Annotated in this window: 12 protein-coding genes; 7 read left to right on the plus strand and 5 right to left on the minus strand. The window is 39.9% G+C overall.

What is annotated here, in order from left to right; translation table 11 throughout:
• Positions 1-9: 9 nt before the first annotated feature.
• Together ADICYQ_RS15570 and galE are read right to left on the minus strand one after the other, a co-directional pair.
• Positions 10-2,289: a GH92 family glycosyl hydrolase gene (locus tag ADICYQ_RS15570; RefSeq protein WP_040416624.1), complete on the minus strand. Its 2,280-nt coding sequence runs from the start codon at positions 2,287-2,289 to the stop codon at positions 10-12.
• 4 nt (positions 2,290-2,293) lie between these two features.
• Positions 2,294-3,316 carry a UDP-glucose 4-epimerase GalE gene (galE, locus tag ADICYQ_RS15575; protein ID WP_040416627.1) on the minus strand — a complete coding sequence of 341 codons (1,023 nt, stop codon included), beginning with the start codon at positions 3,314-3,316 and terminating at the stop codon, positions 2,294-2,296.
• A 365-nt stretch (positions 3,317-3,681) separates the two neighbouring features.
• On the opposite strand from galE, the gene rpsU reads away from it, so the two are divergent.
• From rpsU to ADICYQ_RS15590, 3 genes are read left to right on the plus strand one after another with little or no spacing between them, the layout of a single operon-like run.
• Positions 3,682-3,876 (plus strand): 30S ribosomal protein S21, encoded by a 195-nt coding sequence (gene rpsU, locus ADICYQ_RS15580; RefSeq protein WP_040416628.1) that lies wholly within the window; start codon positions 3,682-3,684, stop codon positions 3,874-3,876.
• Between the two features lie 55 nt (positions 3,877-3,931).
• Positions 3,932-4,816 (plus strand): tyrosine-type recombinase/integrase, encoded by an 885-nt coding sequence (locus ADICYQ_RS15585; RefSeq protein WP_020892963.1) that lies wholly within the window; start codon positions 3,932-3,934, stop codon positions 4,814-4,816.
• Positions 4,817-4,847: 31 nt separating this feature from the next.
• Positions 4,848-5,153, plus strand: a complete 306-nt coding sequence (locus tag ADICYQ_RS15590; protein WP_020892964.1) for an HPF/RaiA family ribosome-associated protein — start codon at positions 4,848-4,850, stop codon at positions 5,151-5,153.
• Positions 5,154-5,207: 54 nt separating this feature from the next.
• Here ADICYQ_RS15590 and ADICYQ_RS15595 read toward each other — a convergent pair whose 3' ends face one another.
• Both ADICYQ_RS15595 and ADICYQ_RS15600 read right to left on the minus strand, forming a co-directional pair.
• Complete coding sequence (locus ADICYQ_RS15595) at positions 5,208-6,860, minus strand: ArnT family glycosyltransferase (protein ID WP_020892965.1); 1,653 nt, start codon at positions 6,858-6,860, stop codon at positions 5,208-5,210.
• Positions 6,861-7,031: 171 nt separating this feature from the next.
• Complete coding sequence (locus ADICYQ_RS15600; protein ID WP_020892966.1) at positions 7,032-8,126, minus strand: Gfo/Idh/MocA family protein; 1,095 nt, start codon at positions 8,124-8,126, stop codon at positions 7,032-7,034.
• 376 nt (positions 8,127-8,502) lie between these two features.
• Between ADICYQ_RS15600 and ADICYQ_RS15605 the strand changes: the two genes are divergently transcribed.
• From ADICYQ_RS15605 to ADICYQ_RS27785, 4 genes are all read left to right on the plus strand, one after another.
• Positions 8,503-9,456, plus strand: coding sequence for a glycosyltransferase family 2 protein (locus tag ADICYQ_RS15605; RefSeq protein WP_020892967.1), 954 nt, complete (start codon positions 8,503-8,505; stop codon positions 9,454-9,456).
• Complete coding sequence (locus ADICYQ_RS15610; protein WP_020892968.1) at positions 9,437-10,285, plus strand: lysylphosphatidylglycerol synthase transmembrane domain-containing protein; 849 nt, start codon at positions 9,437-9,439, stop codon at positions 10,283-10,285. Before ADICYQ_RS15605 ends, ADICYQ_RS15610 begins: the two co-directional genes overlap by 20 nt.
• Before the next feature lie 327 nt (positions 10,286-10,612).
• Positions 10,613-11,917, plus strand: coding sequence for a hypothetical protein (locus ADICYQ_RS15615; RefSeq protein ID WP_020892969.1), 1,305 nt, complete (start codon positions 10,613-10,615; stop codon positions 11,915-11,917).
• A 14-nt stretch (positions 11,918-11,931) separates the two neighbouring features.
• On the plus strand, positions 11,932-12,147 hold the full coding sequence (locus tag ADICYQ_RS27785) for a hypothetical protein (RefSeq protein WP_020892970.1): 216 nt from the start codon (positions 11,932-11,934) through the stop codon (positions 12,145-12,147).
• A 117-nt stretch (positions 12,148-12,264) separates the two neighbouring features.
• On the opposite strand, the gene tsf is transcribed toward ADICYQ_RS27785, so the two are convergent.
• Positions 12,265-13,092 carry a translation elongation factor Ts gene (gene tsf, locus ADICYQ_RS15620; RefSeq protein WP_020892971.1) on the minus strand — a complete coding sequence of 276 codons (828 nt, stop codon included), beginning with the start codon at positions 13,090-13,092 and terminating at the stop codon, positions 12,265-12,267.
• Between the last annotated feature and the right edge of the window lie 11 nt (positions 13,093-13,103).

Below are 13,103 nucleotides of genomic sequence, written 5' to 3' on the forward strand. Positions count from 1 at the left end.
TTTTTTATTTTAGCTTTTTGAACTCATCTGGAGTTTTAATAAACCTCCTTTGGTCAAGTCCCCATGGCGAATGCCAATGCCCTTTATGGATTTGCCATTAAAGGTTTTTCGGGAGATATAATAATTTTCCGGGCCATTGTTTTGGGCCTGGATAGTTATGGATTTACCAGTATAGTAATCCTGGTTAAGATGGATTGTGGCTTTATCGAAAATTGGACTACCTAATTCGTAGATTGGATTTTCTTCCGTTCCAGCATTCATTTGGAATAGCCCTAGTTTCATTAAAACAGACAATGAGCCCATCAGCCCTTGGTCTTCATCTCCATTAAATCCGCTTTCCGGAGAAAGCCCTGAAAATGCAGCAGCCAATACTTTTCTCGACCAATATTGGGTGAGGTCAGGACGGTCCAGGTAATTGAAGATGTAGGCCGTTTGCATGGAAGGCTGATTGCCATAATTTATAGGAATTCTCCTGTACTCAGGATGTGTTTCAAGTGAATGAGAGGTACCGGAAGTAAATCCAAGTTTCTCCGCTTGTTCAAATTGTTCGTTCAAGCGTTCAGCCGCTTTTTCTTTACCACCCATAAGTGTGGCCAAGCCTGCAATATCATGAGGTACAAACCAGGTGAATTGAGCCCCATTGGCTTCGACATAGCCTTTGGCGTAGTCGTAAGGATCAAAAGGACTGAACCATTCCCCATTCACGTCCTTAGGTCTTATCCAGCCAGTCTGTTGGTCGTATAGATGCTTGTAATTTCCGGATCGGGCCAAGAACTGCGTGGCATCTTCCTTTTTCCCTAAGGCAAGCGCCAACTGTGCCAGTGTCCAATCCTGATAGCTATATTCCAGGGTTTGTCCTGCACCTTGCTCATGCCCGCCGAAGCGACCTCTTGGGTTAGGGTAGGGGACATATCCCATGCTAATATAGTCTTCAACATTGCCACCCTTGGCTGATCTGTGTTCATAGCCTGATCTGCTCATCATTCCTCCGGAAAGGTGGTTTTTCCGAAGGCCCTCATAGGCAAGCCCTATGTCAAATCCACGGATTCCTTTTTGATAAAGCCCAACAAAAAACGGCGTACTGGATGCTCCCGTCATTACATAAGTGTAATTCCCTCCAGAAGGGCCTCGAGGGATCAAACCACCATCTTTGTAATACTGAAGCATACTATTGGCAAATTCTTCTGCAATCTCAGGATAAACCAAGGCCCACAATACACTTATGGTCCACTGTGCACCCCAAAAGGAATCTGAATTGTATTGTTTGAAAAGAGGCTTTCCCTGATCATCAAGTGGTAATTGGCCGATCTTGAAGCTGTCGCCGGTATTGTCAGGGTAGGCACCATTTACATCACTAATGGTCCTTCTTCCTTGCAGGGATTTCCATAAATCGGTATAGAAACGCCTTTGCTGGGTATCGGTATTGCCTTCTACCTCTATTCTGCCAAGAAGTTCGTTCCAGACATCTTCGGTTTCTTTCACCACTTTATCAAAGTCCCAGTGAGGGAGCTCTTCAGCCATATTTTGCGCAGCATTTTCATTCTTTGTATAAGAAAGCGCCACCTTCATGTGCAATGGTTTTCCTTTGCTCTCAGCAAAAGCCACTATCTTATGAGGCGATTGATTGCTGTCAATCAATTTTTCAATAGGTTGATCAAACTCGACCTGAAAATAGACTGTTAAAGTGTTTGGTCTTCTTGAGGTAGGCGAATTGGTAATTTGTCCTTCCAGAATATAGGGAGAGACTTGTTTCAGACCACCGTCTTGCATTTTGCTTGGTCCCAAAACTCCACCAAGGTGGAAAAGGACTGCCTGTTTTTTTCCAGCCGGAAAGTTGTACTTGTGCAATCCTACACGGTGAGTGGCGGTTAATTCTGCTGTTATACCATATCGCTCTAGAAAAACCTTATGATAGCCAGGCTTAATCGATTCTTTATCCCTGTCATAAGTGGAGTAATAGTCTCCCAATAAATTTTCCGGATTCTTGGTATAACTTACAGGCATTACCGAAACGCCGGACATTTGCCAGGCGTGGATATGGCTAAAGCCTTTTACAGTGTCTTCATTGTACCGATAACCACTATTCCATGCACCATCTATGACATGGTCAGGGCTTAGGTTGACCATGCCGAAGGGGCGCGTAGCAGCACTAAAATAAAACCACCTAGAGTTTGCAGCATCCAAAAGTGGATACACCTTGTCTACGGGTTTAGGATCTGGGTTTAATTGGAATCCCATTGCTGGGATTACCAATACGAATGTTAATAAATTGACTACGAGTTTAAGCATATTGTTAGCTATTGTTTTTAGAAAGTGCCAATTGCCAGTTCCAGCTATCTCTTAAGGCTTCTTCTAAATTGAAGCGGGCTTTCCAGTTTAATTCTTGATTGATTTTTGTAGTATCGGCCCAGACTTTCACAACATCACCAGGTCTTCTAGGGCCTACTTTATAATTTAAGGATTTCCCACTTACTTTTTCAAATCCTTTAATGACATCCATTACAGTATTGCCATTGCCAGTTCCGACATTGAAAATGTCATAAAATGGCGCCTCTTTTCCTTTAAGATGAGAGATTGCCTTTACATGCGCTTCAGCCAGGTCCATCACGTGGATGTAATCTCGCACACAAGTACCATCGGGGGTGTCGTAATCGTCACCAAAAACAGTCAATTCTTTTCTAATGCCTACACCAGTTTGAGTGACAAAAGGAACGAGGTTCGAAGGTACACCCAAGGGTAACTCACCGATTTCTGAGGAGGTATGTGCGCCAATGGGGTTAAAGTAACGGAGTGCTATGGCAGATAAAGCCACTTTACTATTTACCTGATCTACCAAGATGTCTTCGCAAATCTTTTTGGTGTTCCCGTATGGGCTTTCTGCTTTTTTCCTGGGAGTAGACTCCTTTACAGGTAATTTATCTGGTTGACCATATACGGTACAAGAAGAAGAGAAAACCAAGTTCTCTACATTGTGTTTGTTCATCGTGGCCAAAAGTACCAACAGAGAGCTGATATTATTGGTGTAATATTTTAATGGAAGCATTGAGCTCTCACCAACAGCTTTAAAGGCTGCAAAATGAATGACTCCTGAAAGCTTGTTTTCCGTGAAAATACGGTCCATTATTTCTGCATCATTACAATCACCTTCATAACAAGGGATGTCTTGACCAGTAATTTTCTTAAGACCTAACAATGCACTTTTTTCGGAATTTGAAAAATCATCGATGATGATGGGCTGGTAGCCGGCTTCCAAAAGAGCCACCGCCGTATGGGAACCGATATATCCGGCCCCACCAGTTATTAAAATTTTTTCCATTGTCAAATATAAAATTTTATCCTATCGTTAGAAAGAAATAAAACGTAATATATACTTGATTTTTTAAAACGCTGAATAAGAGATGTTTCAATAAGGGGCTTGGGCCAAAAAAGAAAAGCATTTGAGAATCAAGGGGTAAGGTTTTGCTTAAGAGTAAGGGTGTTTTTAAACTCCATTAAGGTACTATTGATTCTTTGTGTTTTTCTGGAGAAATCTCAGTGCAAATAGATTGTCTATTTCAGTTCAAACGGCATATAAGATTGATTATTTAGCTTCCATTTCAGATCAGTTCAATAGGGACAGTGTTTATTTTGGGGTTTTCAATAAGATTCTATACCTTTGCGCACTGAAAGGAGGTGTATATTATGATCGTAGTTAACGTAAAAGAGAACGAATCTATCGAGAAAGCGCTAAAGCGTTTCAAGAAGAAGTTTGATAAAACAGGAGTCATCCGTGAATTGAGAAGCAGACAGGCTTTTGAAAAACCTTCTATTTCTAGAAGAACTGAAGTGATTAAAGCAGCTTACAAGCAACGCATGCAAGAAGCGGAAGGTAAATAAGAAAACCTTTCATTTTTGGAAAATATTAAGCATATTGATGTTCTAAAACATCGATATGCTTTTTTCATTTATTAGCTACCTGGAACATGAGAAGAGGGTAAGTCCACATACGGTCTTGGCTTATAAAAAAGACCTTGACCAGTTTATCCTTTTCATAAATACCGCCTTTGGTATGGACAAACCTGAGGAGGCGGACCATGCTGAAATAAGGGCATGGATGGTAGATCTTATTGAAGAGGGGCTAGAGGTAACCACCGTCAATAGAAAAATGGCCACGTTGCGGTCTTTCTATAAATTTTTATTACGCTCCCAAATCATCAGTAAAGACCCAACTTTTAAAATAAAGTCACTAAAAAAGGGGCGAGTCCTTCCTGGGTTCATACAGGAAAAAGAAATTTACAATTTATTAACATCGACTAATTTTGATGTCGATTTTGAAGGGCAGCGAGACCGAATGGTCATGCAAACGCTGTATCTCACAGGAATTAGATTGTCAGAATTGATCGGATTGAAATGGTCTGCGGTGGACCTTAGTCAGTTACAGATAAAAGTGCTGGGTAAAGGTAAAAAATACAGAATAATACCCATTTCAAGTGAACTAAGAATAGGCATACTTCATTACAAAAAAGTTTTTGAAGAATGTTTTTCTATTCAAAACGAAAATGATTTTTTCATCGTTAGACTAAATAGAGAGGTAGCTTACCCTATGATGATTTATCGAATTGTTAAGAAATATTTAAATCTTTTTGTCCGAAACACCAAAAGTAGTCCTCACCTTATGAGACATACCTTTGCAACTCATCTACTAAATAAAGGAGCAGATCTAAACGCTGTCAAAGACCTTCTGGGCCACGCAAGCCTTGCCGCAACCCAGGTATATACTCATAATTCTATTGAGAAACTTAAGGCTGTGTATGAACAGGCACATCCGAAAGCTTAAATTAAAGTTTAACTTTTAAACGTTTATTATTATGAAATTACAAATGCATTCAATTCATTTCGTAGCCGATCAGAAATTGATCAACTTTATTCAGAAAAAATCTGATAAACTTGATACTTATTATGATCAAATCATTGATGGGGAGGTTTTTATGCGGTTGGATAAAAATGATAAAAGTGAAAATAAAATCGTGGAAATCAAACTGAATGTACCAGGTAAACAATTTTTTGCAAAAAGTCAAAATGATTCTTTCGAAGCAGCTGCTGATGATTCTATAGAGGCTCTTCGGAGACAAATTAAAAAGCACAAAGAAAAACTTGTGCTGGCCAAACAATAGTGCTGGTCATTTTTCAAAAAAAGGGTTGCTGATCATCAGCAACCCTTTTTTTTCTTAGTTGGAAGACCTGTCAATCCAATAGTACTTTTTCCCCCATTTCATTTTTTCTTCAGAAGTATTCCCATTGATGATAGCCATTATCATTTCATTTATATACTTCGGGTCCCAATTTAAACTGACAACTTCCATAATTGGAAGTGACCCTTCAAGTGTTTTTTTACTTGGCTCATCACAAATGATGTAGGAATAGCTTTCAGGTATTTCATCTATGGAGGCAAATGTTTTCATGAGATAATCTGGGCCGAGCCCTATCCTTATTTTGCTGGCATAATGAAGGTTGCCAAGAAAAGCGATTTTACTGTTTTCAGGTATATTATGAGTCGAAACATAAGCTTGCACCTGCCTTCCCTGATTCGGTATGGACAAAGGATGGGTAACCAGAGAAATAGAGAAAAATAATAAGAGAATAGAAAGACCCATCACCTGTACTTGATAGCCGTTGAGGCTGATTTTTCTCCAAAGCAATACGCTTAAACCAAAGCCGATGATCCATTGCCCAAATATCCAAATAGAACTCCCCAACCCTACATGGGCAAATAGTGCGACAGACAATACCAGCCAATTGATACCTATTAATATTTTGGTCCATACCTTCATTGTCACGGATGGAACAACATGGGTTTTTAATAGTGCCCCCGCCAGGAAAATGGCAGCAACAGGAGTGACAGGAAGAAGGTAGCGTTCATAAAAGGTGGATACCATCGCAGTCATCCCTATGATAGAAAGTACCCAAACAATTGCAAACCCCATGAAAGCCTTGTTTCGATTAAACGCCGCTTTTATTCCTGGCATGAGAGATTTAACCTTTAAGCCGACCCAAGGGATAAAGAGACCTCCCATTAATAGCACAGCAAAAATAAAATGTTTAGCAATCATCCATAGCCTGCTCCCTACACGCATTCCTACCTGATCTTCTATAAAAGAGTCCAGGTACACAGGTCCAAATTTTAGGTACATGGCCACAAACCAGAACAAAGAAATAAACAAGGCAATAATAATCGCTGGCAAATACAAAAGCTTGATAAGGCTAATGCGTTTCCAGGGATTAAAGAGCATGTAAGCAATCGCTACAAGTCCCAATGCTGCTGCAGGAAGTCCTTTAGCTTCGAAGGCAAGAGCCAATCCCAAATAAAAAAACCATAGGTGTTTTTTAGGACTATCATTGCCATACTTTAATAGACCTGTAACGCCTACGGCTGCCAAAGTCATGAAGAACGCCAGTAAAATATCAGGAATTGCCCGCGTACTACTAAAAATGATAATGGGATGTGTGGCGATAATCCAAGCGGACCATACTGGGAGTTTATTACTTCTCCCTATCAATTTTGCTATATGATAAACCATAGGAATTATTCCTGCGCCAAAGAGAAGAAATAAAATTCGAGAAGAATAGGCTGCTACTCCCAGGGTTTTGAAACCCGCTAGAACGAACCAATATGTCAATATGGGTTTTTTGAATCGTAATTCACCATTCCCTAGATAGGTGGTGAGGTAATCACCGTTCTGCATCATACGGATGGCAGCATCTGTATAATACATCTCATCTGGATAGTGGAGGTGAAAATCTAGCGCAAATGGTCCCACCAGAACCAAAAAGGCTATCATAGGAAAGCCGTAAGAATTAATCCACCCTGAAGTTTTGTTCATGTTTGAAAAGAATAAGGGGTAAAATTAAAAAAATAAAATGCTTGAGTGGTCTTTTCTTTCCAAAAGTACTTTGTTAATATTTTATAATAAGGCCTCCAAAGGACAATGTTTTAATTGTATGCCCCTTGGAGGCTAAGGATCTTAATTGATTTATATCGTTTGTTGATCCGGTTAAATTTTCACCCTTTTACCTTTTTCTGCAGATTTGAGAATGGCTTCTACTATTCTTATGTCGCGAAGCCCTTCTTCACCAGGTACCATAGGTGCTTTGTTTCCTATGATGGCAAGTGCATCGTCATCCATTTGCTTGGCTTGCTGCCAGGGCACCTCATAAGAGTGGTTGATCTTGCCTAAGGGACTTTCTCCTTTGGCTCCCCCATAGCTAGAAAAAGGTTTCAAGGCAATGTTTCCTTTTTCACATTCGATATTCATGAAATTAGTGCTTTCAGCAAATGAAGTTCTGATGTCCGCAAATATGCCACCTGGGAATTCTAGTTTTGCTGTTACTTCATCGGCTAGGCCATTCTTATATATTTCTGGACGGGTAGAAATTGCTTTGGCTGAGTGTACAGCTATGGGCTCCATGTTCGTTCCCAATCTAGCCCCTTGAATGGCATAAACGCCCATGTCATAAATGACACCGCCACCCATTTCTTTTTTCTGTTTCCAATGATCGGTCCTGTTTTCTCTGTAGCCTGCTGCACAGTCTACATAATTAACCTTACCCAATTTATTGTTTTGGACGATAGACCGGTATTCTTGTGTGTTTGGTTCATGGTGTAGCCTGTAGCCAATGGTAAGTTGCACATTGTTCTTTTTACAGGCTTTGATCATGTTTTTACATTCCTTACTGGTAACTGCCATAGGTTTTTCACACCAAACATGTTTACCAGCATTACTGGCCCGTATTACATATTCTTCATGCATTGATGGAGGCAACACCACATAAACCACATCGATATCAGGATTATCAGCTATGGAATCGAAATTGTCGTAATTGTAGATGTTTTTTTCTGGGATTTGGTATTTTTCTTTCCAGGTCACAGCTTTGTCAGGAGTGCCAGTAACTATGCCTGCCAGGTAGCAATGTTCTGTCTGCTGTAAAGCTGGTGCCAATAAATCTGTGCTGTAATAGCCTAGGCCTACGAGGGCCACGCCGATTTTTCGTTTCTTTTTAGCTGCCAATAAGTCATAAGGGCTTACCAAGGCCAAACTACTGCCTAAGGCCAGTGATTTAAGCACATTTCTTCTGGATTGGGTATTCATTGTATAAGGTTTATGGTTAGATAAAATACTAAAAAAAGGTGTCTCAGTTTTATTTTTCAATCAAGACTTGGTAGCAGAAAGCAAGTAAAAACGGTTTGTTTGCTCATTTTCGCAATCTTTATAGGGTTGGTTTAAGTGAAAATGAACATTTGCTTTAAAGGTTGGAAAATAATTCCAGTAGGAAAGGTATATATTTGTACCAGCCCTTTACTGCTCACTTATTGTCTGTTTTGGATTCAATATAAGTAAAATTGCTATCTGGTCAAATAGACTGGAGCGTAGTATTTCCCAAAATGCTGTTCTTTTAACAGTAGGTTTTAGCCCATCAATTTGCCACAGCTTTTAAAAAGCATTAATTTCGTCCAAATTTTGAATCATGACCCAACCAGAAATTTCCGTTGTCATCACCATTTTTAATGAAGAAGGTAATATTGCACCTTTGCTCGAAGCAGTGTACAGTGCCTTGTCGGCAATAGATTATGAGCTGATATTGGTGGACGATGGTTCGACTGATCGCTCGGTGGAAAAAATGAAGCTTTTATCGAATGATAAAACCAGGGTGCTGGTGTTCAATAAAAACTATGGGCAAACCACTGCATTGGCAGGAGGGATCGACCATTCCAATGGAAAGTATATAGTGACCATGGATGGCGACCTTCAAAATGATCCTAGTGATATACCAATGCTTTTGGATATGGTCAGAAATGAGGATTGGGATGTAGTAGCCGGACGAAGGGCCAATAGGCAAGATGGCTTTGTTCTTAGGAAACTACCAAGTAAAATGGCCAATTGGCTGATTAGGCATACCACCAAGGTGTACTTGTCAGACTATGGCTGTAGCTTGAGGATATATAAAGCACATATCGCTCAGAATATGGGCTTATATGGTGAGTTGCATAGGTTTATTCCGGTGTTAGCAAAACAGGAAGGTGCCAGGATGACAGAGGTAGATGTAAAGCATCATCCAAGGATTCATGGCGAATCCAAATATGGCCTTAGCAGAACTTTCAAGGTTATTGCTGACTTGATTTTAATGCTTTTCTTTCAGAAATATTTTCAGCGACCTATTCATATTTTTGGGACTTTGGGGCTTTTTTCCTTTACAGGAGGTGTTTTAATTAACATTTACCTGCTCATTCTGAAAATTATGGGCGAAGATATTTGGGGCCGACCGATACTTTTGGTAGGTTTTATTTTACTCCTTGGAGGGGTGCAATTGATCACCACGGGAATTGTGGCCGAAATAATCGTTAGAACTTACTACGAATCTCAGGATAAAAAGACTTATACAGTGAAAGCAATTTTCCAAGGTGATAAAAAAGAGGCTTAAACTTTTTCTGAAAATCCTTCTTACTGGTCTGGCACTGTATCTGGTTTTTAATAAAATAGATACCAAGACTACCTGGAAAGTTATCCAAGCCTCCAATCCTGGTTGGCTATTTCTGGCTTGGGTGCTTTTTGTGATTTCTAAATTCTTTAGTGCGATAAGATTAAATATTTATTTCAAGGACATAGGACTGCATCTTCCTGAGATGAAAAATGTGAAATTGTATGCCATAGGAATGTTTTACAATTTATTTCTTCCCGGTGGGATAGGAGGAGATGGTTACAAGGTTTACTTACTCAATAAAATTCATAAAATCCCCGTTAAACAATTGCTCAGTGCTGTATTGCTTGACAGAGGTAATGGGCTGGCAGTTTTGCTTTGGTTGATGTTTTGTCTGATGCTAATTCTGAACTTGCCATGGGATTTTCCTGTGTCTATGTTTTGGTTGGGTATTTTGGGATTAGTGGCCATTCCACCAGGTTTTTACTTGGTGATGTCTCTGTTTTTTAAACAATTCATGGGGACCATTCCCTCAAGTACAGGCTATTCTTTTCTTAACCAAGGCCTTCAATTGTGTAGTGCTTATTTTATTTTAATGAGCTTGGGCGTGCAACAACAAGTAATTCCCTATCTTTTTATATTTCTCGTTTCAAGCACCGTCTCTGTATTGCCACTAACGATTGGTGGAGTAGGAGCTAGAGAATTGGTTTTTGTCCTTGCGCATGAGTATGTAGGGATTGACCAAAATGTGGCTGTAGCCTTTAGTCTTTTGTTCTTTCTTATTTCTATGCTTACCTCTCTTTCAGGTGTTTTTGTCAAATACAAAGGGTAAACAATTGTCAATATAAAATTCTATTCCCTCAAATTTTCCCTCCATTCGTGGTGATTATACGAAAGGTTTTTAATGCAATTGCTGCTTTAATTTGCTGCAAAAATCTTGTTTTACAAGCTGGGAGGCGATGATTTTTTTAACCTTTCCCTAGAAGGAATTGGCCAAACCGATCTTTGTTTTCATGCAAACAAGATGGCTAACTTTTGGTTTTTCTCGACATTCAATAAATATTTATTATAGAATTAAATAGTAGATTTAAGTATAAAAGTGCCTGAATATCTAAAAATATATTTTGGTATATTGCCTTTACGCCCAATTGATTAAAACATGAAGGAATTAATATTGGTTTTAGAGCATCCCGAATCGGAACGAATCTTTCTGAAGAATTTATTTTTTTCATTACTATTTACACTTATTTTTTGTTCACCTGCATTGGCCCAATTGAGAGCAGGAGTGGCCAAAATGGATATCACCGACAGAGAAGCAGGAGCCGTCAATGACCCTCTTTTTGCTAAAGCAATGGTCTTGGATGATGGAACCACAAAGATGGTTATTATTACCCTTGATGTGGTAGCAGTGGAGGGGATAGGCCCCATCCCTGAAGGCTACATGGAAACCGTCCGCACCCAAATTCAAAAGAAACTGGGTATTCCTCCCTCCAATGTGCTAGTTAATGCCAGCCATTGTCATGGTATCGTGCGGAAAGATGTAGATCAACTTACCCTGGATGCCGTCTTTGCAGCAAGTGAGAATATGGTGAAAGTAAAAGTTGGGACGGGAACTGGTTTTGAAAACAGGATCATGGAAAATAGAAGGGTGTATCTGAAAAATGGAAATCAGGCAGATATGCGAAGGGCTTACCCGTTTCCCCCAGATGAAGAGATTGATAAAATTGGGCCAATTGATACCGAGATCGGAATTTTAAGGGTGGATAAACTAAATGGCGAAAACTTAGCTGTAGTCTATAACTTCGCCGTTCACCCTATTCAAGGCGTGCCTAACGGGGGCAATACAGCTGATATGATTGGCTTTGCATCTAAGGTGATTGAGGATCACATGGAAGGAACGATGGCGTTTTTCTTACAAGGCTGTGGTGGAGACATCAACCCTGTCTCTTATAAAGGGGTAGAAACACCTCCGGATGCAGAACCATTGGGAAACATGCTTGGCCTCAGCGTACTCAATGCCCTAAAGGATATCCCCAGTAAAAAAGGCAATAAAATTCACCTTATCAATGAAACCATGGAGCTTCCCATGGCTGACTTCCAGAGTCGAATAAAGGCCTTGGAGGAGAAACAAGGTACATTGGTTAACTCCCTCCGCGGGACCAATGTCAATCTAAAAACATATATAGGCTTATTAAATGAACACAATTATTCGGCGGCCAATCCTTCAGCTTATGCATACAGGTACATGCATGAAGAGATGATAGGGGCAGATGGATTGCGGACCTGGGATGAAGTCAATAAGAATGACATGGTTAATTATCAAAACAATATTTACACCATGGAGGAACTCGTTCGGGTAAATACCAACCTGGCATTGGTGAAAATGCACAATGAGTTGGCCCAAGGAGAAACCATGCTTCCTGTTGAAATTTTAGCCGTGAATATAGGGGATTTTATCTGGTAACTTTCCCTGGAGAATTGACCGTTGAGATAGGGTTAAACATCAAAGAAAGATCCAAATATGCTTCCACCTTTGTTGCTGGATATACCAATGGGTACATCTATTATGCCCCGACAGCTGAGCAATTAAAAAACAAAGGGGCTGCACAAGAGGATAGCGATACGTTTTTGGCACCTGAATGGCAAGCCATGTTCGAAAAGAAAGTGGTGGAGATGTTGCAGCAGTTTAATTAGCACTTGACCAATGAAAGTACTTAGGTCTTTCTAAGGAGTTTACTTTACATAATCCAGCATAAAAAAGCCTGACCCAAAATAGGGGCAGGCTTTTCAAAGTTTTGGTTGCTGTTAGGATTAACCTATAGAAACTCTTTTGAAACTTGTTACGGTCAATCCTTTGCTTACGCTGTCAAGGTATTGAGCGATTGTTTTACTTGGATCTTTTACGAAAGCTTGGCTAAGCAAAGTGTTCTCTTTGTAGAACTTGTTTAGTTTACCCAAGGCGATTTTTTCCAACATAGCTTCAGGCTTTCCGTCTTGTCTTGCCTGATCTTTTCCAACTTCAATTTCTCTTTCTACTACAGATGAATCAACGCCATCTTTGTCTAGTGCTACAGGATTCATAGCGGCAATTTGCATGGCCACATCTTTACCAGCATCAGAAGCATCAGAACCAGCAGTGTTAAGTGCTACCAATACGCCTAATTTACCGTTAGAATGTATATAAGGCTCTACAATTTCGCCTGTTACTTTTTCGAAGTGAGACACTTCAATTTTTTCACCGATTTTACCGGTCATTTCAGTGATTTTCTCACCGATTGTGATGCCTTCAAATGGCAGCGCCATAACAGTATCGATACTGTCAGCATTTGCTTTTACGGCTTCAGTAAGTATTGCGTTTGCAAATGTGGAGAATTCCTCATTTTTGGCAACAAAGTCAGTTTCGCATGTAAGCGACATCAAAATACCAGTTTTTCCGTCTTCACTAAGGCTAGTAACAACTACACCTTCTTTTGTTTCACGGTCTGCTCTTGAAGCTGAAACTTTTTGTCCTTTTTTCCTTAGGATATCAATAGCTTTTTCAAAATCTCCTTCAGCTTCGGTAAGGGCTTTTTTACAATCCATCATACCGGCCCCGGTTTTTTGTCTCAATTTATTTACCTCTTGTGCAGTAATAGCCATTGGTTTATATT

Origin of the sequence: Cyclobacterium qasimii M12-11B (assembly GCF_000427295.1) — a bacterium.
In the GTDB taxonomy this organism is placed as follows: domain Bacteria; phylum Bacteroidota; class Bacteroidia; order Cytophagales; family Cyclobacteriaceae; genus Cyclobacterium; species Cyclobacterium qasimii.